The following is a 25,698-nucleotide window of genomic DNA, read 5'->3' as shown; positions in this document are numbered from 1 at the left end:
GGGGGCCGAGGCGTCTCCTGCGGTACGTCGTCACTCGCCGGTGCCGTCGGCGGGCGGGGCCTGCTCGCCCTGGCCGGGTGCGCCGCCGGGGCCCGTACCGGTCGTCGGGTCCGGGGCGCCGGTCCCGCCGTCGCCGGGGACGGACGGGGTCGGCGTCGGGGCGGGCGTGGGCCGGCCGTCGCCGGAGCCCGAAGGCGTCGGCGTGGGCGTGGACCCGGTGTCCGGCTTCTCGCCGCCCGTTCCCGTCCCGGGGTCCGGGCTCCTGCTGCTGCCGTCGCCCGGATCGGTGGCAGGTGCGGAACCGGTGCCGCTGCCGTCCTCGTCGCCGTCTCCGGGCGTCGGCCGCTGGTCCTCTCCGCCGTCCTGACCGGTCTCGCCGGAGGGCGTGGGGTCGGCCGGGCCGGAGTCGCGGTCGCCGCCACCGCGTACGACCGAGCCGAGCGTGGTGCCCTTGCCGCCGCTGAGGTCGTTGCCCGAGAACACCTCGAAGGCGGTGATCCCTGCCATGGAGACGGCGAAGACCGCGGCGGCCGCGAGCGCGGGCCGCTTCCAGCCGCGCAGCCGGGTGCCGTGGGTGGTGCCTTCGGTGAACGCGTCGTCAGGGGACGCGCCGCCGGTGGCGGCCTGTGGCAGCACCTGCGTCCGGTCTCCGACCTGCGGCAGCATCTGCGTACGGTCCGGGTCCGGCCGAAGCATCCGCGTACGGTCCGGGTCGGCGACCGGCCTCAGCAGCTGCGTGCTCTCCACGTCTGAGGCGGCGTCCGGGGCGGCGTCCGGGACCACCTCGGGAACCGCGCCCGGGTCGACCGTGGGCAGCACCGTGGTGGCGTCGTCCGTCGGAGCCGACGCGGGCTCCGGTCGCGGCCGCCGCTCGGCGGCTCTGTGCGCCGAGGGAGTCGTCTCCTTGGTGTGCACCGTCACCTGGCGGCCCTCCGGGTGGGTCACCTGGACCGTCACCTCGCGGATCTGCTCGCCGGTGCGGCGGAAGAAGTGCTGGAAGACGGAGCCGCCGCAGGTGGCGACGACGCTCATCACGCCGGCCCCGGCGATGGTGCCGTACACGCCCAGCTGCGAGGCCGCCACGGCTGCCGCGACGGCTGCCACGGCACTCCCGGCGACCTGCGGCAGACTCAGATCGATGCGCCTTTCCTTGGGTTCTATGTCACTTTCCGGCTTCTGAACCATTACCAGCCCCTGCTTGACATCTCTCCCACCATGCAACAAGAAGGGACAAATGAGCGAAGTGGATAGTTCCGCTTCCGGCGATTGTGTGAAGCACAACACGCATCAAGGGCATTTCGCGGGGAAGTGGGTAACTCAACTCCCGCACCACCCGAGAAGTTCGGCGGCGCGCCGGTCCACCCAAGTGGCCCGAATGGAGTACCGTACGAGCCCTGGGGCGGACTCCCACGTGGGGATCCGCAGCTACGGGAGAGGGGCCGGCAGCGGCACTCGAACAGGCGGCGCCGACATAGTGCGCGGGTGCTTGCTGAACAGAGCGGCCAAATCGGCCACTTTGGGACGCAAGAGGCAACCGTGTCATGGTGGCGTTCCAGGGTGAGCGCCCGACACGCCGGGCAACTTGGCAAGGTTGTGGCAGGCTGCACCCGGGCAGGCCACACTCGACTAGCGGAAGCAGCGACGCACGTGACGTCGGCAGGCACCACCCGGGAGGTCCCCATGCCCGAACTGCGTGTCGTGGCCGTCTCCAACGACGGCACACGACTGGTGCTCAAGGCTGCGGACAGCACGGAATACACGCTTCCGATCGACGAGCGGCTGCGCGCCGCCGTGCGCAACGACCGCGCGCGGCTGGGCCAGATCGAGATCGAGGTGGAGAGCCACCTCCGCCCCCGCGACATCCAGGCCCGCATACGGGCCGGTGCCTCCGCGGAGGAGGTCGCCCAGTTCGCCGGTATCCCGGTCGACCGGGTCCGCCGCTTCGAGGGCCCCGTGCTCGCGGAGCGCGCCTTCATGGCCGAGCGGGCCCGGAAGACTCCCGTGCGCCGTCCCGGCGAGAACACCGGCCCCCAGCTCGGCGAGGCGGTGCAGGAGCGGCTGCTGCTGCGCGGCGCCGACAAGGAGACCGTCCAGTGGGACTCCTGGCGCCGTGACGACGGGACCTGGGAGGTCCTGCTCGTCTACCGGGTGGCGGGCGAACCGCACTCGGCGAGCTGGTCCTACGATCCGCCGCGCAGGCTGGTCCAGGCCCTGGACGACGAGGCGCGCTCGCTGATCGGCGAGAGCGACGGGGCCGCGCCGGAGCCGAGCTTCCCGTTCGTGCCCCGGATCGCCCGGCTACCGCGCGACCGGCCGCTGGACCGCACGCTGGACCGGCAGATCGAGCGCCACACCGAGCGGCCCGCACCGGCTCCCGAGCCGGAGGAGTACGTGAGCAGCGCCTCGGCCGGTGAGCGTGACTCGCTGACCAGCCTGCTGGAGGCGGTGCCGAGCTTCCGGGGCGACATGGTCGTGCCGGAGCGGCCCACGCAGCCCGAGCCGCCCGCGCTGGAGCCTGCGGCCGAGGAGGCAGAGGCGGACGAACCGCCCGCCGCCGCGGCCTCGGCCGGTGCCGGGTCGGCGTACGCGGATGTGCTGATGCCGAGGGCGGTGGCCGGTCACCGCGACCGGCTGACCGGGACGACGGACCGCCAGGCCGAGGCGGACGGGGTCCGGCCGGGACGCCGGGCGGCCGTGCCGAGCTGGGACGAGATCGTCTTCGGCACCCGCCGCAAGAAGCAGGACTGACCGGGAGTGCCGGTCAGCGGGAGAGGGGCCCGTACGCCATGGCGTACGGGCCCCTCTCCGTGCTCCCGCCTATCAGGTCGGCTCGGGGCCGGTGGCGACCGGGCGGGCGGGGTCGGCGGACCACTCGGACCAGGAGCCGGGGTAGAGCGCGGCGGGGATGCCGGCGATCTCCAGGGCGAGCACCTCATGGGCTCCGGAGACACCCGATCCGCAGTACACGCCGACCGGATCGCCGTTTTTCCCCGCTCCGAGCGCGGTGAACCGCTCGGCGAGCTGCTCGGCCGGAAGGTAGCGGCCGTCCTCGGCCACGTTCGCCGTGGTGGGAGCGGAGACGGCGCCGGGGATGTGGCCGCCGACGCGGTCGATCGGCTCGACGTCGCCCCGGTAGCGCTCGGCCGCCCGTGCGTCCAGGAGCAGTCCCGTACGGGCGAGAGCGGCGGCCGCATCCGCGTCCAGAGTGGGCAGGGCGCCGGGGATCGGCCGGAAATCGCCCTCGGCGGGGTTCGGGATCTCGGTGGTGAGTTCGCCGGTCCAGGTGGCGAGCCCGCCGTCCAGGACCCGTACGTCCGGATGCCCCGTCCAGCGCAGCAGCCACCAGGCGCGGGCGGCGGCCCAGCCCTGGCCGCCGTCGTAGACCACGACGGGGGTGTCCTGGCCGACCCCGGCGCGGCGCATCACGGCACCGAAGGCCTCCGGGTCCGGAAGCGGGTGGCGGCCACCGCTGCCCGCCGGTCCGGCCAGCTCCGTGTCGAGGTCGACGAAGACGGCACCGGGCAGGTGGCCGGCCTCGTAGTCGGGACGGCCGTGCGGACCACCCAGCTGCCAGCGGACGTCCAGGAGCACCGGCGGCCGCGGTCCCGCCGACTCGCTCGCGTATGCGGATGCGGTGATGATGGGGTTCATGGGTGCCATCCTCGCGCAGAGGCCGTGGCGCCCGTACCCATACCTGGGCGGACGTATCGCAACAAAGCGGTCTCCACTCGTCGAGAAGCCGGAGTGCGCGGCGCGGCCGGAGCCGCACCGGCGCCGGGTGGTGCGAGCATCTCCACGGGATACGCGGACCGCGTCCTGACCCGGGAGCGCCGTACGCACCCTGTTCCCCCGTCCGGCCCCACAACGGTCCGAGGAGAGAGAAGACGATGACCGAGGCTGCCGCCCGGCGCACACCCGGAACACCTTGCTGGGTGAGTCTGATCGTGCACGGCCTGAGCGCGACCCAGGAGTTCTACGGGGCGCTGTTCGGCTGGGAGTTCCGACCGGGACCCGACCAGTTGGGCCCCTACGTCCGCGGGCTGCTCGACGGGAAGGAGGTCGCGGGCATCGGCCAGCTGCCGCCCGACCGCCACCTCCCGATCGCCTGGACCACCTACCTGGCCACGGACGACGCGGACCTGACGGCCGAGGCGATCCGCTCCTGCGGCGGTACGGTCGCGGTCGGACCGATCGACGCGGGCGAGGCGGGCCGGCTCGCCATCGCCTCGGACCCGGGCGGGGCCGTGTTCGGCGTCTGGCAGGGCTCGGAGCACATCGGGACCATGACGGCCGGCGTGCCCGGCACCCCGGTCTGGAACGAGCTGGTGACCCGGGAGACGTCGATGGTCGCGAAGTTCTACCAGACGGTCTTCGGTTACGAGACCGAGGCGGTGGTCTCCGCCGACTTCGACTACCAGACCCTGCACCTGGCCGGCGTCCCGGTGGCCGCGCTGCACGGCGTCGGCCAGTCGCTGCCGCGCGACCGCGGCCCGCACTGGATGACGTACTTCGAGGTCGCCGACGTGGACGAGTCGGCCGCCCGGGTGGTGGAGCTGGGCGGGCACATCCTGCAGCCGCCGCGCGAAGGGGCGAGCGGCAGGCTGGCTACGGTGGCGGATCCGGAGGGCGCCGCCTTCACGATCGTACGGTCGTCCGAAGGCTGAACCACCAGCTCTCGTACGGTCGTCCGGTGGCCGAAGCCCTTTCGGGGCGGCTAGCTTTCGGCGGCGACCGGCAGCACGTCCGGTGAGAGCGTACCCGCGCGGGCCGTCTCCGCGGTGAGCCGGCGGCGGTGGTGGCGGCGGCAGAGCACCTCGTAACCGACCTCGCCCGCCTGTCGGTTGACGTCCCCGACGACGACCTGGGCGCCCTCGACGACCATCTCGCCGTCCACCGTGCGGGCGTTGTGCGTGGCGCGGGCGCCGCACCAGCAGAGCGCCTCGACCTGGAGGGCCTCTATCCGGTCGGCCAGTTCGATCAGGCGCTGGGAGCCGGGGAAGAGCTTGGTGCGGAAGTCCGTGGTGATGCCGAACGCGAAGACGTCCAGGCCCAGATCGTCGACGACCCGGGCCAACTGGTCGATCTGGGCCGGGGCGAGGAACTGCGCCTCGTCCACGATCACGTAGTCGACGCGGCCGCCGCGGCTGATCCGGTCGACGATGTGCGCGTACACGTCCATGCCTTCGTCCGCCTCGACGGCGTCCGTCACCAGGCCGAGCCGGGAGGAGAGCTTGCCCTCGCCCGCCCGGTCGTCGCGGGTGAAGATCACGCCCTGGAGGCCGCGCGCGGAGCGGTTGTGACCGATCTGCAGGGCCAGCGTGCTCTTTCCGCAGTCCATGGTTCCGGAGAAGAACACCAGCTCGGGCATGAGGGGTCGAGCACCTTTCAGAACAGCGGAGGGGGAGAAACGCGGTTACGAGCGTACTTCGAGCAGCGGGACGAGCTGTTCGACGGGGGTCAGGGAGCCGTGCATGCCGACCATGGCCGACTCGTGCGGCTCGTTGACCGACGCCGTGATGACGACGTCGTCGTGGGCGGCGGCGACCACATCGCCGATCCGGCCGTACACCCGCTCGTCGATCACCGGCCCGAACCAGCCCGCCGCGATCGCCTCGTCCCGGCTCGCCACCCAGAACTGCTCGCCGAGCACCTCGCGCCAGACGGCCAGGACGTCGCCCTGGGCGCCGGGCACCGCGTAGACGTGGCGGGCGCGGCCCTCGCCGCCGAGCAGCGCGACGCCGGCGCGCAGCTCCCAGTCCTCGTCGAAGTCGATCCGGGACTGCTCGTCGAACGGGATGTCGATCATGCCGTGGTCGGCGGTGATGTAGAGCGCCGAGCGCGGAGGCAGCTGTTCCGCGAGGCGTTGGGCGAGGCCGTCGACGTACATCAACTGGCCGCGCCAGGCGTCGGAGTCGACGCCGAAGCGGTGGCCCTTGCCGTCGACCTCGCTGTAGTACGTGTAGACGAGCGAGCGGTCGCCGGCGGCGAGGCGCTGGGCGGCGGTGTCCATCCGGTCCTCGCCGGAGAGCCGGCCGAGGAAGGAGCCGCCGCTGAGCGCGACCTTGGTGAGCGGGGTCTGCTCGAAGTCCGGGGAGGAGACCTGCGCGGTGCGCACGCCCGCCGCGTCGGCCAGCTGGAAGACCGTGGGGTAGGGCTGCCAGACCTTCGGCGCGGTGAACGGCTTCCAGCGGAGCTGGTTCATCAGCGCGCCGGTCTCCGGGTTGCGCACGGTGTAGCCGGGCAGGCCGTGTTCGCCGGGCGGCAGCCCCGTACCGACCGAGGCGAGCGAGGTCGCGGTGGTGGAGGGGAAGCCTGCGGTGATGGGGCGGCCGGTGTTGCCGAGCGAGGTGGGGAGCAGGGAGTGGAGGAAGGGCGCCTCGCCGGGGTGGGCCTTGATCTGCTCCCAGCCGAGGCCGTCGATCAGGAAGACGCAGTTCCGGTCTGCGGGCGTCAGCTCGGAGATGGTGGCGGTGAGGCCCTCCACCTCCTGCCCTGCCGCGAGCGTCGGCAGCAGGTCGGCGAGCGAGCCGCTGCCGTACGCCGGGACGGGAGCGGTGTCGAGCGCGAGCGGGACCGGGTCCTGCCAGGCGGCCTGGGCCATCACCGGCCGGTCGCCGCGGTGGCGGCCGTGGCCTCGGAGAGGGACTGGGCGAAGGCGAGGGTCTGGCGGACGGCGTCGGGGCCGTCACCGGCCTCGCTGACGCGCAGGCTCAGGTCGTCGGCGGTGGAGCTGCCCGTGTAGCCGTGGTCGGCCTCGCAGTTGCTGTCGCCGCAGGCGGCGGGCTCCAGGTCGATCCGGGAGACCGCGCCCCAGCCGATGGTGAGGACGACCTCGCGCGGCAGCGTGCCCGCGACGTACTTCTCCGGGTTGGCCACCACGCGGCTGACCACGACGGAGGAGATCCGGTCGAGCTTGACCGACTCCGTGGAGGTGGTGGCGTACGGCGTCGGGGAGCTGGTGTCGGCGGCCTGCTCGTCGGTGTGGCTGACGATGAAGCGGTTCTCGGTCAGCACCAGGACCGTGGCATGGCGGCGGACCTCGTTGGAGTCGAACGTGGTCTCCTGGTGGACCAGGTACGAGGCGACCGGCTCCCCGCCGACGGCGGCCTCGACCGCCTCGGCCACGAGGGCCGGGTAGTAGCCGCTGCGCTCGATCGCCGCGCGCAGCCCCTGGGTCGTCGTACCGGTCTTTGCCATGTGCACCATCCTACGGTGGGCCGGTGGCTGCCTGGGACCTGTCAGTAGTTCGGGAGGCGGCGCGGGCCGAGGTCGCCGCGCGGGGGCGGCGGGGCGAGGCGGACGCCTGCGCCGAGGACGGTGAGGCCGTGAGGCGCCACGACCACCGGTTCCAGTGCCACGGAGACCACTTCGGGATGGTCGTCGACCAGCCGGGAGAGCCTCAGCAGCAGCTCCTCCAGGGCCGGGGTGTCGACGGGGGCCGAGCCGCGCCAGCCGAAGAGGACCGGGGCCGCCTTGATGGACCGGATCAGCTCGGCGGCGTCGCGGTCGGTGGCCGGGACCAGCCGGTGCGCGGTGTCGCCGAGGAGCTCGGAGGGGGCGCCCGCGAGGCCGAAGGAGAGGATCGCCCCGGCGGCGGCGTCGATGGAGGCCCGTACGACGGTGTCCACGCCGCGCGGGGCCATGGACTGGACGACCGGGAGGAGTTCGGCGGGCTTGCCGAGGAGCTCGGTGAACTCTCCGTACGCCCGGCGCAGCGCGTCCTCGTCGGCGAGGTCGAGCCGGACGCCGCCGAGGTCGGCGCGGTGGCGCAGGTGCGGCGCGGTGGTCTTGAGTGCCACCGGGTAGCCGAGGCGGGCGGCTGCCGCCACCGCCGCATCGGGGTCCGGGGCGGGGAGGGTGGGGCGTACGGGGATGCCGTAGCGGCCGAGCAGCTCGCGGGCCTCGTCGTGGGTGAGGGGGCGGCCGCGCGGGTCGGGGGTGGCGCCGAGGAGGGTGTCGATCAGGGCGGCGGCGCCGGGCTCGTCGGTGGTCTCGTCCAGGAACTCGGGCACCTTGCCGGGGGTGGCCGCCTGGCGCCGCCACTGCGCGTACTTCACGGCTTCGGCCATCGCGCGTACGGCACGTTCGGCGGCGGGATAGGCGGGGATGCGGCCGGCTGGGGCGGGGGGCTCGGCTTCTTCGGCTCCTGCGGTTCGTTCGGCTCCTGCGGCTTCTGCGGCTTCTTGAGGTGCGTTCTCCGTGGGAGCGGGCGGGCCGGAGGGCTGGGCGGCGAGCGTGGTGGGCCGGGTACGGGGTGCGGCCGTACTGCTCGCGGCGGCGAGGGCTTCGGCGAGGCCGCCGATCTCCACGTGGACGACGGCGACGGGCTTGGCCGGTCCGCCGGCGGCCGCGCCGCGCAGCGCTGCGGCCAGCACCTCGCCGTCGCCGGTCTCGGCCTCGCCGTTCTCGCCGACCCACGGGATGGCGGTGACGATCACGGCGTCGCAGGTCCCGTCGGCCAGCGCCTCGGCCAGCGCGTCCCGGAAGTCCTGCGGCGAGGCGCCCGTGGTGAGGTCCACCGGCGGGCGCGGGCGGAGCCCTTCGGCGAGGCAGGCGTCGTACGTGAGGAGGCCGAGCGATTCGGAGTTGCCGAGGATCGCGACCCGGGGTCCGGCCGGGAGCGGCTGGCCGGCCAGGAGGAGCCCGGCGTCGACCATCTCGGTCACCGTGTCGACCCGGATGACGCCCGCCTGCCGCATCAGGGCGGAGACGGTGGCGTCGGGGATGCGGCTGACGGGGACGGCGTGGCCGGGCGGGTTGGTGCCGCTGTGCCGGGCGCCCTTCACGACGACGACGGGCTTGACGGCGCCGGTGCGGCGGGCGAGGCGGGTGAACTTGCGCGGGTTGCCGAGCGATTCGAGGTAGAGGAGGGCGACGTCGGTGTCCTGGTCCTCGAAGGAGTACTGGAGGAAGTCGTTGCCGGAGACGTCGGCCCGGTTACCGGCCGAGATGAACGAGGAGAGGCCCGCGCCCCGGCGGTGGAGGCCGGAGAGGAGGGCGATGCCGATGGCGCCGGACTGGGTGAAGAGGCCGATCGAGCCGCGGGCGGGCGACTCGGGGGCGAGGGAGGCGTTCAGCCGGACGGACTCGGCGGTGTTGATGATGCCGAAGGCGTTGGGGCCGATGATCCGCATTCCGTACGAGCGGGCCTGGCGGACCAGTTCGCGCTGGAGCTCACGGCCGGCGGAGCCCTGTTCGGCGTAGCCGGCGGAGAGGACGACGAGTCCTTGGACGCCGTGCTCGCCGCAGTCGGCGACGGCCTCGGGGACGCGGTGGGCGGGGACGGCGATGACGGCGAGGTCGACCTGCTCGTCGATCTCGCCGAGCGAGCGGTGCGCGGGGACGCCGTCGAGCGTGGTGAGGCCCTCGTCGAAGGCGCGGTTCACGGCGTACGTACGGCCGGTGAAGCCGGCGGCGAGGAGGTTGCGGAGGACCGTGCGGCCCACTCCCCCGGGTGTGCGGCCGGTGCCGATGACCGCGACGGAGCCGGGCGCGAGGAGGCGCTGGACCGAGCGGGCCTCGGCGCGCTGTTCGCGGCCGCGCTGGACGGCGAGGGACTTCTCGGTGGGTTCGAGGTCGAGGGTGAGGTGGACGGAGCCGTCCTCGAAGCTGCGCTGCTGGGTGTAGCCGGCGTCCCGGAACACCTTGATCATCTTGTTGTTGGCGGGCAGCACCTCGGCGGCGAAGCGCCGGATACCGCGCTCGCGGGCGACGGCGGCGATGTGTTCGAGCAGCGCCGAAGCGACTCCGCGGCCCTGGTGGGCGTCCTGGACGAGGAAGGCGACCTCGGCCTCGTCGGCGGGCGCGGAGGCGGGGCGGCCCTGGTCGTTGATGCGGTCGTAGCGGACGGTTCCGATGAACTCGCCGCCGGTCGTGACGGCCAGCCCCACCCGGTCGACGTAGTCGTGATGGGTGAAGCGGTGCACGTCCCGGTCGGAAAGGCGCGGGTACGGGGCGAAGAACCGGTAGTACTTCGACTCGTCGGACACCTGCTCGTAGAAGCTGACCAGCCGTTCGGCGTCGTCCGTGGTGATCGGCCTGATGCGCGCGGTGCCACCGTCACGGAGCACCACGTCCGCTTCCCAGTGGTCGGGGTACGCGTGATGCGGACTCTGTTCCGGCGTGGGCTCCATGGGCAAAGCCTACGGCCGGTCTCCCGGTCGCGGAGGGATCGGTACCGGGGCAGTCTGAGGACGGCCGGGGCCTGCCGGTGGGAGGAGAGGCCGGGCACAGCAGTACGCACCGCATGAGAGACTGGTCTAGACAACCGTTGATATGTGAAGGGCAGAACCATGGCTGAGCGCCGCGTAAACGTCGGTTGGGCCGAGGGCCTGCACGCCCGCCCCGCTTCCATCTTCGTCCGTGCCGCCACGGCTTCCGGCGTCCCGGTGACGATCGCCAAGGCCGACGGCGACCCGGTCAACGCCGCCTCGATGCTCGCGGTGCTGGGTCTGGGTGCGCAGGGTGGCGAGGAGATCGTGCTCGCGTCCGACGCGGACGACGCCGAGGCCGCCCTGGACCGTCTGGCGAAGCTGGTCGCCGAGGGGCTCGAAGAGCTTCCCGAGACCGTCTGACCCATTCCGGGACCGTTCGACGGTAACGGACCTGAGCCGTGGTTTCTCCCTCCGGGAGAACCACGGCTCTTTCGTTGTCCCGAGGCGATGAAAAACGATTTCGGGCAGCGTGAATAGAGCCCTCGGAAATTGCTTCTCTTTGTATACGGCGCGCTTGTTAATGACGGGCACCCGCGATGTTTACGCCGTGTTGCGAAGAACTCACGCGTGGCGGTGGCGCCGCCCGACGGCCGGGCCTGTCCGGTCGGCGCAGCCGGTGCGCGCCGGCGGCCCGCTCCGCGTGCAGGGCGGTGAGCGCCCTGGCCCGTTCCGCGTCGCCGCGCGCCACCGCGTCCACGATGGCTCCGTGCTCGGCCCAGGAGTCGACCGGGCGGGCCGGCTGCTCGACGGCGTACATCCAGGCGATCTTGTACCGGAGCTGGGTGAGCAGGGCGATCAGGCCGGGGCTGCCGGAGGCCTGGGCCAGGGTCTCGTGGAACCAGCCGCCCAGTGACCGCAGATCCTCGCCCTCACCGCGGCGGGCCCGCTCCTGGCCCAGCCTGACCAGGCCGCGGAGCACCTTGAGGTGGGCCTCCGTGCGGCGCTGGGCCGCGCGGGCGGCGCCGAGCGGCTCCAGGAGCATCCGCACCTCCAGCAGGTCGGCGGCCTCCTGCTCGGTGGGCTCGGCGACACAGGCCCCGGCGTGCCTGCGGGTGGTGACGAAGCCTTCGGACTCCAGGGTGCGCAGCGCCTCGCGGACCGGGACGCGGGAGACCCCGTACCGGCGGGCCAGCAGCTCCTCGGTGAGGCGGCTGCCGCGCTCGTAGACACCGGAGACGATGTCGTCACGGATTGCCGTGCATACCGAATGCGCGGGAATGCGCATGTCCGAACCTCCGCCTTCATCCCCGCGAAACGCGGCCGGCCGACGCCTGTTCCGTGACTCTAAGGCAATCTTCCGCAATTTCCGATGGCAGGCCCGAATTGATGGATATCTTCTGGCCAAAGGTCGGGGGCGGAGGGGATCGGTCCGGGCATTCCCGGCGCACGGCCGAAGGCCCCGGCGGGAAGCCGGGGCCTTCGGGAGGAGCGGTGGTACGCGGTCGGGTCAGACGTTGACGCCGTGCGAGCGCAGGTAGCCGACCGGGTCCATGTCGGAGCCGTACTCCGCGGTGGTGCGGGCCTCGAAGTGGAGGTGCGGCCCGGTGGAGTTGCCGGTGGAGCCGGAGAGGCCGATCTGCTGGCCGGAGGTGACCGACTGGCCGACGGAGACGCCGATCGAGGAGAGGTGACCGTACTGGGTGTACGTGCCGTCGGTCATCCGGAGCACGATGTTGTTGCCGTACGCGCCGCCCCAGCCGGCCTCGACGACCGTGCCGGCGCCGACCGCGACGACGGAGCTGCCCGAGGCGGCGCGGAAGTCCACGCCGGAGTGGCTGCCGGAGGACCAGAGCGCACCGCCGGACTTGTAGCCGGTGGTGACGTAGGAGCCGGCGACCGGGAGGTGGAAGGCGTTGAGGCGGGCACGCTCGGCGGCGCGGGCCGCGCGGGCCTCCTCCTCTCGGATCTCCTCGGCGCGGGCCTCGGCCTTGCGCTGGGCCTCCGCCTTGGCCTTGGCCTTCTCGGCCTTCGCCTTGGCCTTCGCCGCCTTGGCCTTGGCTTCGGCGGCCGCCTTGGCCTTCGCCTTCGCGACGGCTTCGGCCTGCCGGTGCTGCGCCTGCGCCTGGGCCTCGATCTGCTCGGCGATCGTGGCGTCGAGGGCGATGGCCTGGGTGAGTCCGGTCTCGGCGGCCTTCGGGGTCTCGGAGTCGGCTGCGGCGGCCGGGGAGGCCAGGGCGCCGAGGACACCGGTCGTGGTCAGGGCCGCGACGCCGGCGACATGAGCGCCGCGGCGCTTCAGGCGGCTCGGGGCACGGTGCTTCCCGGTGGCACGGGTGAACGCCATGGAGGTGCTTGATCCTTTCCTTCCTTCTCGCCTACCGGGTTAGCTGACGGGTTCGGAGCAGGAAGGTCTCCTACGGAGCTCCGCGCCGGTTCGCGGCACGGGGTTCCGATTCACCCCAGGGACTGCGTGTGGGTCCCCGGCTCCCCAGGCTCGCGCCTGACGGGGACTCGGCGATGGCTGCCCGGCGCCGCGGATGCGGCATACGGGTGACGGACAGCCGGGCCGACGCTAGACAAGGCGGCCGTCCGTCACCAAACGGACAGGGGGATTTGTCGCGCATCCCACAGGGCGTAGAGGGATTTACTTCAGCAAGACATGAAGAAAGGAACCAAGCGGACAAAAGGGAGAACCCCGGCGAATTACTCCTCGCTGGGGTTCTCTCCGTCCTGGTGTGTGCCGACGGTGTGTCAGCCGCTGACGACGGTCACCTCTCCGATGCCGAGCGCCTTCACCGGCTCCGCGATCTGTGCCGCGTCGCCGACGAGGACCGTGACCAGCCGGTCCACCGGGAAGGCGTTGACCACGGCAGCGGTCGCCTCCACGGTGCCCGTCTCGGCGAGGCGGGCGTACAGCTGGGCCTGGTAGTCGTCGGGCAGGTGCTGCTCGACCTGGTCGGCCAGCGTGCTCGCGACCGAGGCGGCCGTCTCGAACTTCAGCGGGGCGACGCCCACCAGGTTCTGCACGGCCGTCTCGCGCTCGGCGTCGGTCAGCCCTTCGGCGGCCAGCGTCCGCAGGACTTTCCAGAGGTCCTCCAGCGCCGGGCCGGTGGACTCGGTGTCAACCGAACCGCTGATGGCGAGCATCGCCGCGCCGCCCGAGTCGGGCCCGGTCGAGCGCAGGACCTGGGTGAAGGCGCGTACCCCGTAGGTGTAGCCCTTCTCCTCGCGCAGCACCCGGTCCAGCCGGGAGGTGAGCGTGCCGCCCAGGCAGTACGTGCCGAGCACCTGGGCCGGCCAGACGCGCTCGTGGCGGTCGGCGCCGATGCGGCCGATCAGCAGCTGGGTCTGGACGGCGCCGGGACGGTCCACGATGACCACGCGGCCGGCGTCGTCGGCGGTGATCGGCGCGACCGGGCGGGCCTGGGCCGTGTTGCCGGACCAGTCGCCGAGGGTGTCGGCGAGCAGCGCGTCCAGGTCGATGCCGGTGAGGTCGCCGACGATGACGGCCGTCGCGGTGGCCGGGCGGATGTGGGCGTCGAAGAAGGCGCGCACGGCGGCGGCGTCGATCCGCCGCACGGTCTCCTCGGTGCCCAGGCGCGGGCGGGACATCCGGGCGGTGGCCGGGAACAGCTCCTTGGAGAGCTGCTTGGCCGCGCGCCGGGACGGGTTGGCCTTCTCGTGCGGGATCTCGTCGAGGCGGTTGCCGACGAGCCGCTCGATCTCGCTCTCGGCGAAGGCCGGGGCGCGCAGGGCCTCGGCGACCAGGCCGAGCGCCTTGGCCAGCCGGGAGGCCGGGACCTCCAGGGAGACCCGGACTCCCGGGTGGTCGGCGTGCGCGTCCAGGGTGGCTCCGCACCGCTCCAGCTCTGCGGCGAACTCCTCGGCGCTGTGCTTGTCGGTGCCTTCGGAGAGCGCGCGCGACATGATCGTGGCCACGCCGTCCAGGCCCTCGGGCTCGGCGTCCAGCGGTGCGTCCAGGAAGATCTCCACGGCCACGACCTGCTGGCCGGGTCGGTGGCAGCGCAGCACGGTCAGCCCGTTGGGCAGGGCGCCGCGCTCGGGTGCGGGGAAGGCCCACGGCCGGGCGGTGCCCGGGGTCGGCTGCGGGTGGTACTCCATGGCTACTCCAGTCACGGCGGCGTCGCTCACTTGTCCGCCCCCTCGGGCGCGTCGGTGGCCTCTTCGGCGTCCTCGGACGGCTCGATGGGCTCGTAGACCAGCACCGCCCGGTTGTCGGGGCGCAGGGCCGCCGCTGCCGCCTCGCGCACCTCGTCCGCGGTGATGTCGAGGACGCGTCCCACGGCGGTCAGGGCGAGCTGCGGGTCGCCGAACAGCACCGCGTAACGGCACAGTTCGTCGGCGCGGCCCGCGACCGTCCCCAGCCGGTCCAGCCACTCGCGCTCCAACTGGGCCTGCGCGCGCTCCATTTCCTCCGGTGTGGGGCCCTCCTCGGCGAACCGGGCCAGCTCCTCGTCGACGGCGGTTTCGATCGTCTCCACCTCGACCCCGCCGGAGGTCTTCACGTCCAGCCAGCCCAGCGAGGGCGCGCCGGCGAGCCGCAGCAGGCCGAAGCCCGCCGCCACCGCCGTACGGTCGCGGCGGACCAGGCGGTTGTGCAGCCGCGAGGACTCGCCGCCGCCGAGCACGGTGAGCGCCAGGTCGGCCGCGTCACAGGCGCGGGTGCCGTCGTGCGGGAGGCGGTAGGCGGCCATCAGCGCACGCGCCGGGACCTCCTCGTGGACCACTTCGCGCAGCTGCTCGCCGATGATCTCGGGCAGGGTGCCGTCGCGCGGCGGCTGCTTGCCGTCGTGGGACGGGATGGAGCCGAAGTACTTCTCGACCCAGGCGAGGGTCTGCTCCGGGTCGATGTCCCCGACGATCGACAGCACCGCGTTGTTGGGCGCGTAGTACGTACGGAAGAACGCGCGGGCGTCCTCCAGCGTGGCCGCGTCCAGGTCGGCCATGGAGCCGATCGGGGTGTGGTGGTAGGGGTGGCCCTCGGGGTAGGAGAGGGCGGTGAGCTTCTCGAACGCGGTGCCGTAGGGCACGTTGTCGTAGCGCTGGCGCCGTTCGTTCTTGACGACGTCGCGCTGGTTCTCCATGGACTCCTCGTCGAGCGCGGCGAGGAGGGAGCCCATGCGGTCGGCCTCCAGCCAGAGGGCCAGCTCCACCTGGTGGGTGGGCATGGTCTCGAAGTAGTTGGTCCGCTCGAAGCTGGTCGTCCCGTTGAGCGAGCCGCCGGCCCCCTGGACGAGCTCGAAGTGGCCGTTCCCCTTGACCTGGCCCGAGCCCTGGAACATCAGGTGCTCGAAGAGGTGAGCCAGGCCGGTGCGTCCCTTGACCTCGTGGCGCGAGCCGACGTCGTACCAGAGGCAGACCGCGGCGACCGGGGTCAGATGGTCCTCGGAGAGCACCACACGCAGGCCGTTGGCCAGGCGGTGCTCGGTCGCTGTCAGGCCGCCGGAGCCAGCCTGTGCGGTGGCCGTGTGACCCATGGGCATGTACGTCCCTTCGATCGCGATACTGGACTTCCTGACCGGTACTTCCTGCCAGACCTGCCACTCTAAGCAAGCGCACCGGCACCTGGCGAAGTTCCCGTTCCGCGGAAGTTTCCATCGATGGTGTCCCCGGCCGTGCCGCCCGGGACGGCTTCGGACGGGTCAAGGTCCGCGTTGTCAGTGCGGAGGTCCACAATGGTCCGCATCAGTACCCCAGGTTGTCCGATCAGAATCCGTGAATCCGAGAAGGAGTCGCAGCCGCGATGGCCCGCCGTAGCACGAAGACCCCGCCGCCGGACGACTTCGAGGAGAAGATCCTCGACATCGACGTCGTCGACGAAATGCAGGGCTCCTTCCTGGAGTACGCGTACTCGGTGATCTACTCCAGGGCCCTGCCCGACGCCCGCGACGGCATGAAGCCGGTGCACCGGCGCATCGTGTCCCAGATGAACGAGATGGGACTGCGCCCCGACCGCGGCTATGTGAAGTGCGCGCGCGTCGTCGGTGAGGTCATGGGCAAGCTGCACCCCCACGGTGACGCGTCGATCTACGACGCCCTGGTGCGGATGGCGCAGCCCTTCTCGATGCGGCTGCCGCTCGTCGACGGCCACGGCAACTTCGGCTCGCTCGGCAACGACGACCCGCCGGCCGCCATGCGGTACACCGAGTGCCGGATGGCCGACGCCACTTCGCTGATGACGGAGGCGATCGACGAGGACACGGTCGACTTCCAGTCGAACTACGACGGCCAGGAGCGCGAGCCGGTCGTCCTCCCGGCCGCCTACCCCAACCTCCTGGTCAACGGCGTCTCCGGGATCGCGGTCGGCATGGCGACCAACATGCCCCCGCACAACCTGGGCGAGGTCATCGCCGCCGCCCGCCACCTGATCAAGCATCCGGGCGCCGACATCGAGACGCTGATGCGTTTCGTCCCCGGCCCCGACCTGCCGACCGGCGGCCGGATCGTCGGCCTGGGCGGCATCAAGGACGCGTACACCAACGGCCGCGGCACGTTCAAGATCCGCGCCTCCGTCGCCGTGGAGAACGTGACGGCCCGCCGCAAGGGTCTCGTCGTCACCGAACTGCCCTTCACCGTCGGCCCGGAGAAGGTGATCGCCAAGATCAAGGACCTGGTCTCGGCGAAGAAGCTCCAGGGCATCGCCGACGTCAAGGACCTCACCGACCGCGCGCACGGCCTGCGCCTGGTCATCGAGGTGAAGAACGGCTTCGTGCCGGAAGCGGTGCTGGAGCAGCTCTACAAGCTGACGCCGATGGAGGAGTCCTTCGGCATCAACAACGTGGCGCTGGTCGACGGCCAGCCCCTCACACTCGGCCTCAAGGAGCTGCTGGAGGTCTATCTCGACCACCGCTTCGAGGTGGTGCGCCGGCGCAGCGAGTTCCGCCGCACCAAGCGCCGCGACCGGCTGCACCTGGTCGAAGGTCTGATCGTCGCCCTGCTCGACATCGACGAGGTCATCCGGATCATCCGGGACAGCGACAACTCGGCGCAGGCGAAGGAGCGCCTGATGGCGCACTTCTCGCTGAGCGAGATCCAGACGCAGTACATCCTGGACACCCCGCTGCGCCGGCTCACCCGCTTCGACCGGATCGAGCTGGAGAGCGAACGCGACAAGCTCAACGGCGAGATCGAGGCGCTGACGGCGATCCTGGAGTCGGACGCGGAGCTGCGGAAGCTGGTCTCCACGGAGCTGGCCGCGGTGGCGAAGAAGTTCGGCACGGACCGGCGCACGGTGCTGCTGGAGTCGGCGGGTGCGCAGATCGCCTCCGTACCGCTGGAGGTCGCGGACGACCCCTGCCGGGTGCTGCTCTCGTCGACGGGTCTGCTGGCCCGTACGGCCAACGCGGAGCCGGTGGAGATCTCCGAGGACGCCCGGCGGTCGAAGCACGACGTGATCGTCTCGGCGGTCGCGGCGACGGCGCGCGGCGATGTGGGCGCGGTGACCTCCACCGGGCGGCTGCTGCGGCTCTCGGTGATCGATCTGCCGCAGCTGCCGGACACCCACGCGGAGCCCAACCTGTCGGGCGGGGCGATGATTTCGGAGTTCCTCACGCTGGAGGCGGACGAGGAGCTGATCTGCCTGACCACGCTCGACGAGGGGTCGCCGGGGCTGGCGATCGGGACGCTCCAGGGTGTGGTGAAGCGCGTCGTGCCGGACTATCCGGCCAACAAGGACGAGTTGGAGGTCATCGCCCTGAAGGACGGTGACCGCGTCGTGGGCGCGACCGAGTTGCGTACGGGCGAGGAGGACCTGGTCTTCATCACCTCCGACGCGCAGTTGCTGCGCTATCCGGCGGCCTCGGTGCGGCCGCAGGGGCGGGCCGCCGGAGGCATGGCGGGCGTCAAGCTGGCGGCCGGGGCCGAGGTGCTGTCGTTCACGGCGGTGGACCCGGCGGCGGACGCGATCGTGTTCACGGTGGCCGGTTCGCACGGGACGCTGGACGACTCGGTGCTGACGTCGAAGCTCACGCCGTTCGACCAGTATCCGCGCAAGGGCCGGGCGACCGGCGGCGTGCGCTGCCAGCGGTTCCTGAAGGGTGAGGACGTGCTGGTCTTCGCCTGGGCGGGTCCCACCCCGGCCCGGGCCGCGCAGCAGAACGGCACCCCGGCGAAGCTGCCGGAGCCGGACCCGCGGCGGGACGGTTCGGGCACACCGCTGCTGGAGAAGGTGTCCGTGATCGCGGGACCGCCGCTCTAGGGGTGTCGTCGAACTCAGGGGTGTCGTCAAACTGCCGTCGTCGCCCGGCAGGCGGCAGTCTGACGACGGGCCCCAGGCCTCTCCGTACGGTGGGAAGCGGCCCGGAGGTGTCACGCCTCCGCGGCCGCTTCCTCCCGTACCTCCTCGGGTTCCGGCTCCTGTCGTACGTACCGGAGCACGCCCCACATGGCGCGTTCGGCGTCCGGGGTTTCGGAGCCGTCGTCGTCGGAGGCCCGCGCCGGGTCCGCGCTCTGCACCGGCTCCGCGCGGCAGGCGGCGAGGCCGGTCCGCAGCGCCTCGGCGTCGATGCCGGCGCCGATCATGACGAGCTGGGTGAGCCGCTGTTCGTCCCGCGCCCACGGCTGCGGTACGAAGCGCAGGAACCGGCCGACCGCGTGCAGCGCGTACCGGTTGTCCCGGTCGCCCACGCCGAAGTCCGCGAACCCCTTGATCCGGTACAGGCCTTCGGGCCGTGAGTCGAGGAACGCGATGAAGCGGCGCGGGTCCATGGGGACGTTTGAGGTGAACTCGACGCTCTCGTAGGCCGCGTGGAGGTGGTCGGCGTGCCCGTCACCGGCCTCCTCCCGCAGCAGGTCCTCGAAGGTGAGCTGGCGGATCCTCTCCTCGCCGTCCGGCCGCAGCGCCGGATCGAAGAGCAGCTCGGGGTCGATCCGTCCGTGCACGGCGGAGATCACGGCGGCGGGCGCGCTCAGCTCCGCGACCGCCGTGCGCAGCCGCTGCTGCTCGGCCTCCGCCACCCGGTCGGTCTTGTTCAGGACGACGAGGTCCGCGACGGCGAGGTGGCGGTCGATCTCCGGGTGGCGCTCCCGGACCCCGTCGAACTCGGCGGCGTCGACGACCTCGACCAGTCCCCCGTACAGGATGTGCGGGTTCTCACTGGCCAGCAGCATCCGTACGAGCTCCTGGGGTTCGGCGAGACCGCTCGCCTCGATGACGATCACGTCCAGGCGGGCGGAGGGGCGGGTGAGCGTCTCCAGGAAGGTGTCCAGTTCGCTCGCGTCGACCGCGCAGCACAGGCAGCCGTTGCCCAGGGAGACCGTCGAGCCGACCTGCCCCGCGACCGTCATGGCGTCGATCTCGATGGACCCGAAGTCGTTGACGATCACGCCGATCCGGGTGCCCGCGCGGTTGCGGAGGAGGTGGTTCAGGAGCGTGGTCTTGCCGGAGCCGAGAAAGCCCGCCAGGACGACGACCGGGATCTGCTGGGTGCGGGGCGGGGTCAACGGGGGCCTTCCTGGGTGGGGCGGTCAGGGTGCGGGGACCGGCTGCGGGGCAGGTGTGCCGATGTAGCGGGCCGCCGGGCGAATGATCTTCGAGTCCTCCGCCTGCTCCAGGATATTGGCGCTCCAGCCGATCACCCGCGCCGCGGCGAAGGTGGGCGTGAACATCGCGCGCTGCAGCCCGCAGAGCTCCATGACGACCCCGGCGTAGAACTCCACGTTGGTGTGCAGCTCCCGCCCCGGCTTGAGCTCGGCGAGGATCGCCTCCACCTGCCGTTCGACCTCCACGGCGAAGTCCACGAGCGGCCCGCCGAAGCCCTGCGCGATGGACTTGAGCATCCGGGAGCGCGGGTCCTCGGTGCGGTAGACGGGGTGGCCGAAGCCCATGATGCGGCGGCCGGAGAGGACCTGCTCGCGGATCCAGCCGTCGATGCGGTCCGGGGTGCCGATGGCGTCCAGGGTGTCCAGCGCGCGGCTGGGCGCTCCGCCGTGCAGCGGTCCGGAGAGCGCGCCGACGGCGGCGACCAGGCAGGCGGCGAGGTCGGCGCCGGTGGAGGCGACGACGCGGCCGGTGAAGGTGGAGGCGTTGAAGCCGTGGTCGATGGTGGAGATCAGGTACCGCTCGACGGCCCGGACCCGGTCGGGCTCCGGCTCGGTGCCGGTGAGCATGTAGAGGTAGTTGGCCGCGTACGGCAGGTCCGCGCGGGGCTCGACGGGTTCGAGGCCCTCGCCGAGGCGCTGGAGCGCGGTGAGGATCGTGGGTACGGCGGCGCAGGCGGCGAGCGCGTCGTCGCGGCGGCTGTCGGCGTCGAGATCGTAGACCGGGCGGAATCCGGCGGAGGCGCCGAGCAGTGACAGGGCCGTACGGAGTCCGGCGAGCGGTCCGGAGACGGCGCCCGCGCGGGCGATGGCGGGCAGGGCCTCGGTCACGTCGGCGGGGATCGTGCGCAGCCTCGCCGTGCGGGCGGTGAAGTCGGCGGCCGCTGCCCGGCCGGGCAGTTCGCCGTGGAACATCAGGTACCAGACGTCCTCGAAGCTCCGGGTCTGCGCGAGGTCGATCGCCGCGTACTGGCGGTAGTGGTAGAAGCCCTCGCGGCCGCGGACATCGCCGAGTGCGGTGTCGGTGACGACGACTCCGGCGAGGCCGCGCGGGACGGCGGGGGCGACAGGGGTGGTGGTCATGGCCGGTCTCTCCTCCGTGCATGCAACATTGATTCAACTGTTCATGCTTGACTGTAGATCCGTCAATATTGATTGAGTCAATGTTCAGGCGGAGTGGATACGGTGGCCTCCATGACGGATCAATCAGAGCCCGGCGCCGTCCCTCCGGACGCACCACGGCTGACCACCCGCGAGGCGGCCGAGCTGCTCGGGGTGAAGGCCGAGACGGTGTACGCGTACGTCAGCCGGGGCCAGCTCAGCAGTGTGCGGGCGGCCGGGGGCCGAGGCAGCACGTTCGACGCCGAGGAGGTGCGGGCGCTGGCCCGGCGCTCGGGGCGGCGCGATCCGTCACCGGCCGGCGGCGACCTCGTGTTCCGTACCGGCATCACGCTCATCGAGGAGGACCGGTACTTCTTCCGCGGGGTCGACGCCACGGAGCTGGCCCGGAACCACAGCTACGAGGAGGTCGCGGAGTGGGTGTGGACCGGTGAGCTGCGGCCGGGCGCGCGGTTCGAGGCGCCTTCCGGGACCCTGGCGGCGGCTCGCCGGGCGGTCGGCGCGCTGCCCGTGCACAGCGGGCCGACGGACCGGCTGCGGGTGGCGGTGGTGGCCGCGGCGGTGACGGATCCGCTGCGGTTCGACCTGGCGACCGGGGCGGTGCTGAGCAGTGCGCGGAGCCTGATCCCGACGCTGGTGGGCGCGTTGCCGCTGCTCGGCGCGCCGGAGGCCGAGGAAGGCCCCTTGGCCCGGCAGCTCTGGCCACGGCTGACCTCGTCGCCCGCCGACGCCCCAGCCCTCGCCGTCCTGGACACCGCGCTGGCTCTCCTGATCGACCATGACCTCGCGGCCTCCACCCTGGCCGCCCGGGTCGCCGCCTCGGCGCACGCCCATCCGTACGCCGTGGTCTCCGCCGGCCTCGGGGTCCTGGAGGGTCCGCTGCACGGGGCCGCCAGCGGACTGGCCCACCGCATGCTCCAGGAGGCCGTGGACCGGGGCAGCGCGGTCCCGGTCGTCGCCGACCACCTGCGGACCGGGCGCCGGGTGCCGGGGCTGGGCCACCGGCTCTACCGGGGCGAGGACCCCCGGGCCCGCACCCTGTTCGCGCTGCTGGAGGACGTGCCGCAGGCGGCCGGAGCGCTGACGGCGGCCCGGGAGGTGGTCGCCACGACGGCCCGCCAGGCGCCGCTGCACGCCAACATCGACCTGGCGCTCGCCGTCCTCTCCGTGGGCTGCGGGATGGCGGCGGAGGCGGGTGAGACGGTGTTCGCCATCTCGCGCACGGCGGGCTGGATCGCCCACGCGCTGGAGGAGTACGGGGAGCGCCCGCTGCGGATCCGGCCGAGCGGGCAGTACACCGGGCCCCGGCCCACCCCCTAGGTACGGGCCACTGCAAATTAGCTACGGATCAGAGGGAATTCTCGCGCGGCGGCTGAGCCGTGGATCCGCGCACCACCAGCTCGGGCTCGAAGAGCAGCTCGTCGGAGGGCACGGTCCGGCCGCCGATCTGCACCGAGAGCAGCTCCACCGCCGCGCGCCCCATGGCCTCGATGGGCTGGCGGACGGTGGTCAGCGGCGGCTCGGTGCAGTTCATGAACGCCGAGTCGTCGTAGCCCACGACCGATACGTCGTCGGGGACCGAGAGTCCTCGGCGGCGGGCGGCCCGGACCGCGCCCAGAGCGAGCGGGTCGCTGGCGCAGATGATGCCGGTGACGCCGCGCTCCAGCAGCCGCATGGCGGCGGCCTGCCCGCCCTCCAGCGAGAACATCGCCCGCGCCACCCACTCGTCGGGGATGCTCGTGCCGGTCTCCTCCGCGAGCACGCGGGCGGCGGCGAGCTTGCGCTGCGAGGGCACGTGGTCGGAGGGGCCGAGGACCAGGCCGATGCGCTCGTGGCCGAGCGAGACGAGGTGGCGCCAGGCCTGCTCGACGGCGACCGAGTCGTCGCAGGAGACGCCCGGGAAACCGAGCCGGTCGATGGCCGCGTTGATCAGGACGACCGGGATCTTGCGGTCGGCGAGCACCTTGTAGTGGTCGTGCGGGGCGTCCTCCTGGTGGTACAGGCCGCCCGCGAAGACCACGCCGGAGACCTGCTGCTGGAGCAGGAGCTCCACGTAGTCGGCCTCCGAGACGCCACCCTTGGTCTGCGTGCAGAGCACCGGGGTCAGCCCTTGTTGCGCGAGCGCGCCGCCGACCACTTCGGCGAAGGCCGGGAAGATCGGGTTCTGCAGCTCGGGCAGGACGAGCCCGACCAGCCGGGCCCGCTCTCCCCGCAGCTGCGTGGGCCGCTCGTAGCCGAGGACGTCCAGCGCGGACAGCACGGCCTGCCGGGTGGCGTCGGAGACGCCCGGCTTACCGTTCAGCACCCGGCTGACCGTCGCCTCGCTGACTCCCACCTTCTGGGCCACTTGAGCAAGTCGTCGCGTCATAAGCGCAAGATTAGCGCAAGAAAAGCAAGCAGATTGCGCTACTGACGAACTCCCCGCAACGCTCCCAGAACGCCCGTACGAGAACGCTCACAGAAGCCGCGCCGCCAGGCAAGGGGAACGGCCCGGCGAACCCAGCGGATTTCCACCCGGTCGCCATGCCCCTTACCGTCTCTACGATGAACGCCGCACCCCTCTCCAGCCGGGCGCCGCGCCGGTTCGGCTGGCCGCAGCGGGTCTTCTCCCAGGTGCTGCTGATGCAGCTGGCCATCATCACGGGCGTCACCGTGCTGGTCACCGGCCTGTTCCTGGCTCCTCTCAGCGCCCAGCTCGACGACGAGGCCATGCGCCGCGCGCTGGCCGTCGCGCAGAGCACGGCCGCCCAGCCCGGCATCGCGGAAGACCTGCGCACCACGGAGCCGTCCGCGCTCGGCCCCGTACAAGCCGCCGCCGAGAAGATCAGGCGGGCCACCGGCGCGGAGTACGTCGTCGTGCTGGACCGCCGGGGCGTGCGCTGGTCGCACCCGGAGGCGGACCGGATCGGCGAGGTGGTCTCCACCGACCCAGGGGACGCGCTGCGCGGGCGGGAGGTCATGGAGATCGACAGCGGGACGCTCGGCCGCTCGGCGCGGGGCAAGGTGCCGTTGCGCGAGACCTCCGGCTCGTCGGAGGTGGTCGGCGCGGTCTCGGTCGGGATCGAGTACGACAGCGTGCGCGCCCGCCTCCTCGGCGCGATCCCGGGGCTCCTCGCGTACGCCGGAACCGCCCTGGCCGTCGGCGCGCTCGCCGCGTACCTCATCTCCCGCCGGCTCCAGCGGCAGACCCATGACCTGGCGTTCTCCGACATCTCGGCGCTGCTGACCGAGCGTGAGGCGATGCTGCACTCCATCCGCGAAGGGGTCGTCGCGCTCGACGGGACGGGCCGGATCCGGCTGCTCAACGACGAGGCGCAGCGGCTGCTGGGGCTCGGCCCCGAGGCGGCGGGCCGGCCGCTGGAGGAGATGCTGGACGGCGGCAGGACGGCGGATGTGCTGGCGGGCCGGGTGGTGGGCGAGGACTTGCTGGCGGTCCAGGGCGGCCGGGTCCTGCTGGCCAACCGGATGGAGACGGACGACGGCGGGGCGGTGGTGACCCTGCGCGACCGGACCGAGCTGGAACACCTCGGCCGCGAGCTGGACTCCACCACCGGCCTGATCGATGCGCTGCGCGCGCAGGACCACGAGCACGCCAACCGGCTCCACACCCTTTTGGGGCTGCTGGAGCTGGAGATGCACGAGGACGCCATGGAGTTCGTCACGGAGGTGGTGGGCGTCCACCGGGCGACGGCGGAGCAGGTCACCGAGAAGGTCCGGGACCCGCTGCTGGCGGCGCTGCTCGTCGGCAAGGCGACGGTCGCCGCCGAGCGCGGTGTCTCGCTGCGGCTGGCGCCGGGCACGCTGCTGCCGGACCGGGTGGTGGATCCGCGCGGCCTGGTCACCGTGGTCGGCAACCTGGTCGACAACGCCACGGACGCGGCGGCCGGGTCGGCGGACGCCCGGATCGAGGTCGGGCTGCGGGCCGAGGGCCGTACGGTGGTGCTGCGGGTGAGCGACAGCGGCCCCGGGATCGCACCGGAGCGGTACGGCTCGATCTTCACCGAGGGCTGGTCCACCAAGGACGTTCCGGCCCACGGCAAGCGGGGTCTCGGGCTGCCGCTGGTCCGGCGGCTCGCGGAGCGCCAGGGCGGCGGCGTGACCGTCGCCGGGGCCGACGGCGGCGGCGCGGTCTTCACGGTGGTCCTGCCGGAGGCGCTCGGCGCGGCGGGCCCCACGACGGGAGGCGAACGGTGATCCAGGTCCTGATCGTGGACGACGACGTGCGGGTGGCGGGGATCAACGCCGCGTACGTCGCCAAGGTCGCCGGATTCCGGGTGGCCGCGCAGGCCCACTCGGCGGCGCAGGCGCTGGCCGTGGTCGAGGAGGTGCCGGTGGACCTGATCCTGCTGGACCACTACCTCCCGGACCGCAACGGTCTCGCCGTCGTACGGGAGCTGCGCCGACTGGGCCGCCAGGTGGACGTGATCATGGTGACCGCCGCCCGTGATGTGGCGACCGTGCAGGACGCGATGCGGCACGGCGCGCTCCAGTACCTGGTGAAGCCGTTCACGTACGCCGGTCTCCGCTCGAAGCTGGAGGCGTACGCGGCGCTGCGCCGGACCCTCGACGGCGGCGGCCAGGCCGAGCAGGCGGAGGTGGACCGGATCTTCGGCGCTCTATGGGCGGCGGGCGAGCCGGAGCTGCCCAAGGGCCACTCCCCCACCACCGCCGAACTGGTCCGGCGGGCGCTGCGCGACGCGGACGGCCCGCTCTCCGCACAGGAGGTCGCGGAGAGCGCGGGGATGAGCCGGCAGACGGCGCAGCGCTATCTGAAGCTGCTGGAGCGGACGGGGAAGGTCCGGTTGACACTGCGGTACGGCGAGACGGGCCGCCCGGAGCACCGGTACGCCTGGGCCTGAAGGTCCTC

20 protein-coding genes and 1 riboswitch are annotated in these 25,698 nt (G+C 72.5%); of the genes, 7 read left to right on the top strand and 13 right to left on the bottom strand.

The features are described from left to right. Nucleotides 1–30: 30 nt before the first annotated feature. Nucleotides 31–1,104 (bottom strand): hypothetical protein, encoded by a 1,074-nt coding sequence (locus ACIRR8_RS27045; RefSeq protein WP_404069631.1) that lies wholly within the window; start codon nt 1,102–1,104, stop codon nt 31–33. 576 nt (nt 1,105–1,680) lie between these two features. On the opposite strand from ACIRR8_RS27045, the gene sepH reads away from it, so the two are divergent. Next, entirely contained in the window at nt 1,681–2,748 is a 1,068-nt protein-coding gene (gene sepH / locus ACIRR8_RS27040; protein ID WP_404069629.1) for a septation protein SepH, read from the top strand. A 72-nt stretch (nt 2,749–2,820) separates the two neighbouring features. Here sepH and ACIRR8_RS27035 read toward each other — a convergent pair whose 3' ends face one another. After that, on the bottom strand, nt 2,821–3,651 hold the full coding sequence (locus tag ACIRR8_RS27035) for a sulfurtransferase (protein ID WP_404069627.1): 831 nt from the start codon (nt 3,649–3,651) through the stop codon (nt 2,821–2,823). 236 nt (nt 3,652–3,887) lie between these two features. Here ACIRR8_RS27035 and ACIRR8_RS27030 point away from each other — a divergent pair, with 236 nt between their 5' ends. After that, on the top strand, nt 3,888–4,664 hold the full coding sequence (locus ACIRR8_RS27030) for a VOC family protein (RefSeq protein WP_404069625.1): 777 nt from the start codon (nt 3,888–3,890) through the stop codon (nt 4,662–4,664). A 50-nt stretch (nt 4,665–4,714) separates the two neighbouring features. Here ACIRR8_RS27030 and ACIRR8_RS27025 read toward each other — a convergent pair whose 3' ends face one another. Genes ACIRR8_RS27025 through ACIRR8_RS27010 form a run of 4 tightly spaced genes read right to left on the bottom strand, consistent with a single transcriptional unit; the run spans nt 4,715 to nt 10,133 of the window. Further along, a complete protein-coding gene (locus tag ACIRR8_RS27025) occupies nt 4,715–5,368 on the bottom strand; it encodes a thymidine kinase (protein ID WP_356749081.1) in 654 nt (217 codons plus the stop codon). 45 nt (nt 5,369–5,413) lie between these two features. Continuing rightward, the gene (locus ACIRR8_RS27020) at nt 5,414–6,601 is read right to left on the bottom strand and encodes an alkaline phosphatase family protein (RefSeq protein ID WP_404069623.1); all 1,188 of its coding nucleotides are present in this window, start codon (nt 6,599–6,601) and stop codon (nt 5,414–5,416) included. Beyond that, on the bottom strand, nt 6,601–7,197 hold the full coding sequence (locus ACIRR8_RS27015; RefSeq protein ID WP_380949842.1) for a DUF5998 family protein: 597 nt from the start codon (nt 7,195–7,197) through the stop codon (nt 6,601–6,603). The genes ACIRR8_RS27020 and ACIRR8_RS27015 overlap by 1 nt, the downstream gene beginning before the upstream one ends. 41 nt (nt 7,198–7,238) lie before the next feature. Then, a complete protein-coding gene (locus ACIRR8_RS27010) occupies nt 7,239–10,133 on the bottom strand; it encodes a GNAT family N-acetyltransferase (protein ID WP_404069620.1) in 2,895 nt (964 codons plus the stop codon). Nucleotides 10,134–10,292: 159 nt separating this feature from the next. On the opposite strand from ACIRR8_RS27010, the gene ACIRR8_RS27005 reads away from it, so the two are divergent. Continuing rightward, nucleotides 10,293–10,574 carry an HPr family phosphocarrier protein gene (locus ACIRR8_RS27005; protein ID WP_274034029.1) on the top strand — a complete coding sequence of 94 codons (282 nt, stop codon included), beginning with the start codon at nt 10,293–10,295 and terminating at the stop codon, nt 10,572–10,574. 157 nt (nt 10,575–10,731) lie between these two features. On the opposite strand, the gene ACIRR8_RS27000 is transcribed toward ACIRR8_RS27005, so the two are convergent. From ACIRR8_RS27000 to ACIRR8_RS26985, 4 genes are all read right to left on the bottom strand, one after another. Then, nucleotides 10,732–11,439: a GntR family transcriptional regulator gene (locus tag ACIRR8_RS27000; RefSeq protein ID WP_404069618.1), complete on the bottom strand. Its 708-nt coding sequence runs from the start codon at nt 11,437–11,439 to the stop codon at nt 10,732–10,734. 222 nt (nt 11,440–11,661) lie between these two features. After that, the gene (locus ACIRR8_RS26995) at nt 11,662–12,498 is read right to left on the bottom strand and encodes a M23 family metallopeptidase (protein WP_404069616.1); all 837 of its coding nucleotides are present in this window, start codon (nt 12,496–12,498) and stop codon (nt 11,662–11,664) included. A 14-nt stretch (nt 12,499–12,512) separates the two neighbouring features. After that, nucleotides 12,513–12,681, bottom strand: a riboswitch (cyclic di-AMP (ydaO/yuaA leader). Nucleotides 12,682–12,905: 224 nt separating this feature from the next. Continuing rightward, complete coding sequence (locus ACIRR8_RS26990; protein ID WP_404069614.1) at nt 12,906–14,276, bottom strand: M16 family metallopeptidase; 1,371 nt, start codon at nt 14,274–14,276, stop codon at nt 12,906–12,908. A 26-nt stretch (nt 14,277–14,302) separates the two neighbouring features. Beyond that, nucleotides 14,303–15,658 carry a M16 family metallopeptidase gene (locus tag ACIRR8_RS26985; RefSeq protein ID WP_404069612.1) on the bottom strand — a complete coding sequence of 452 codons (1,356 nt, stop codon included), beginning with the start codon at nt 15,656–15,658 and terminating at the stop codon, nt 14,303–14,305. Nucleotides 15,659–15,918: 260 nt separating this feature from the next. Here ACIRR8_RS26985 and ACIRR8_RS26980 point away from each other — a divergent pair, with 260 nt between their 5' ends. Continuing rightward, nucleotides 15,919–18,372 carry a DNA topoisomerase (ATP-hydrolyzing) subunit A gene (locus tag ACIRR8_RS26980; RefSeq protein WP_404069610.1) on the top strand — a complete coding sequence of 818 codons (2,454 nt, stop codon included), beginning with the start codon at nt 15,919–15,921 and terminating at the stop codon, nt 18,370–18,372. A 110-nt stretch (nt 18,373–18,482) separates the two neighbouring features. Here the strand turns inward: ACIRR8_RS26980 and ACIRR8_RS26975 are convergent, their stop codons facing one another. Both ACIRR8_RS26975 and ACIRR8_RS26970 read right to left on the bottom strand, forming a co-directional pair. Next, nucleotides 18,483–19,616 carry a CobW family GTP-binding protein gene (locus ACIRR8_RS26975; protein WP_404069608.1) on the bottom strand — a complete coding sequence of 378 codons (1,134 nt, stop codon included), beginning with the start codon at nt 19,614–19,616 and terminating at the stop codon, nt 18,483–18,485. 24 nt (nt 19,617–19,640) lie between these two features. Beyond that, nucleotides 19,641–20,795, bottom strand: a complete 1,155-nt coding sequence (locus tag ACIRR8_RS26970) for a citrate/2-methylcitrate synthase (protein ID WP_404069606.1) — start codon at nt 20,793–20,795, stop codon at nt 19,641–19,643. Between the two features lie 111 nt (nt 20,796–20,906). Here ACIRR8_RS26970 and ACIRR8_RS26965 point away from each other — a divergent pair, with 111 nt between their 5' ends. Then, complete coding sequence (locus ACIRR8_RS26965; protein ID WP_404069604.1) at nt 20,907–22,151, top strand: citrate synthase; 1,245 nt, start codon at nt 20,907–20,909, stop codon at nt 22,149–22,151. 28 nt (nt 22,152–22,179) lie between these two features. On the opposite strand, the gene ACIRR8_RS26960 is transcribed toward ACIRR8_RS26965, so the two are convergent. Continuing rightward, nucleotides 22,180–23,199, bottom strand: a complete 1,020-nt coding sequence (locus ACIRR8_RS26960; RefSeq protein ID WP_015611931.1) for a LacI family DNA-binding transcriptional regulator — start codon at nt 23,197–23,199, stop codon at nt 22,180–22,182. Between the two features lie 176 nt (nt 23,200–23,375). On the opposite strand from ACIRR8_RS26960, the gene ACIRR8_RS26955 reads away from it, so the two are divergent. Next, the gene (locus tag ACIRR8_RS26955; RefSeq protein WP_404069602.1) at nt 23,376–25,025 is read left to right on the top strand and encodes an ATP-binding protein; all 1,650 of its coding nucleotides are present in this window, start codon (nt 23,376–23,378) and stop codon (nt 25,023–25,025) included. Further along, complete coding sequence (locus ACIRR8_RS26950; protein WP_404069600.1) at nt 25,022–25,690, top strand: response regulator; 669 nt, start codon at nt 25,022–25,024, stop codon at nt 25,688–25,690. The genes ACIRR8_RS26955 and ACIRR8_RS26950 overlap by 4 nt, the downstream gene beginning before the upstream one ends. The last annotated feature ends 8 nt before the right edge of the window (nt 25,691–25,698 follow it).

Source organism: Streptomyces sp. NPDC101178 (genome assembly GCF_044767965.1).
Taxonomy (GTDB): domain Bacteria; phylum Actinomycetota; class Actinomycetes; order Streptomycetales; family Streptomycetaceae; genus Streptomyces.
Note: the sequence above shows the minus strand (reverse complement) of the source record. Positions and strands in the feature narration are given on the sequence as shown.

Bases quoted from the DNA above. Each gene is read 5' to 3' on its own strand.
- ACIRR8_RS26985 (WP_404069612.1), bottom strand. From the start codon at position 15,658: ATGCCCATGGGTCACACGGCCACCGCACAGGCTGGCTCCGGCGGCCTG.
- ACIRR8_RS27015 (WP_380949842.1), bottom strand. From the start codon at position 7,197: ATGGCAAAGACCGGTACGACGACCCAGGGGCTGCGCGCGGCGATCGAG.
- ACIRR8_RS26960 (WP_015611931.1), bottom strand. From the start codon at position 23,199: ATGACGCGACGACTTGCTCAAGTGGCCCAGAAGGTGGGAGTCAGCGAG.
- ACIRR8_RS27010 (WP_404069620.1), bottom strand. From the start codon at position 10,133: ATGGAGCCCACGCCGGAACAGAGTCCGCATCACGCGTACCCCGACCAC.
- ACIRR8_RS27005 (WP_274034029.1), top strand. From the start codon at position 10,293: ATGGCTGAGCGCCGCGTAAACGTCGGTTGGGCCGAGGGCCTGCACGCC.
- sepH (WP_404069629.1), top strand. From the start codon at position 1,681: ATGCCCGAACTGCGTGTCGTGGCCGTCTCCAACGACGGCACACGACTG.
- ACIRR8_RS27020 (WP_404069623.1), bottom strand. From the start codon at position 6,601: ATGGCCCAGGCCGCCTGGCAGGACCCGGTCCCGCTCGCGCTCGACACC.
- ACIRR8_RS26980 (WP_404069610.1), top strand. From the start codon at position 15,919: ATGGCCCGCCGTAGCACGAAGACCCCGCCGCCGGACGACTTCGAGGAG.
- ACIRR8_RS26955 (WP_404069602.1), top strand. From the start codon at position 23,376: ATGAACGCCGCACCCCTCTCCAGCCGGGCGCCGCGCCGGTTCGGCTGG.
- ACIRR8_RS26965 (WP_404069604.1), top strand. From the start codon at position 20,907: ATGACGGATCAATCAGAGCCCGGCGCCGTCCCTCCGGACGCACCACGG.
- ACIRR8_RS27025 (WP_356749081.1), bottom strand. From the start codon at position 5,368: ATGCCCGAGCTGGTGTTCTTCTCCGGAACCATGGACTGCGGAAAGAGC.
- ACIRR8_RS27035 (WP_404069627.1), bottom strand. From the start codon at position 3,651: ATGAACCCCATCATCACCGCATCCGCATACGCGAGCGAGTCGGCGGGA.
- ACIRR8_RS27000 (WP_404069618.1), bottom strand. From the start codon at position 11,439: ATGCGCATTCCCGCGCATTCGGTATGCACGGCAATCCGTGACGACATC.
- ACIRR8_RS26995 (WP_404069616.1), bottom strand. From the start codon at position 12,498: ATGGCGTTCACCCGTGCCACCGGGAAGCACCGTGCCCCGAGCCGCCTG.
- ACIRR8_RS26990 (WP_404069614.1), bottom strand. From the start codon at position 14,276: ATGGAGTACCACCCGCAGCCGACCCCGGGCACCGCCCGGCCGTGGGCC.
- ACIRR8_RS27030 (WP_404069625.1), top strand. From the start codon at position 3,888: ATGACCGAGGCTGCCGCCCGGCGCACACCCGGAACACCTTGCTGGGTG.
- ACIRR8_RS26970 (WP_404069606.1), bottom strand. From the start codon at position 20,795: ATGACCACCACCCCTGTCGCCCCCGCCGTCCCGCGCGGCCTCGCCGGA.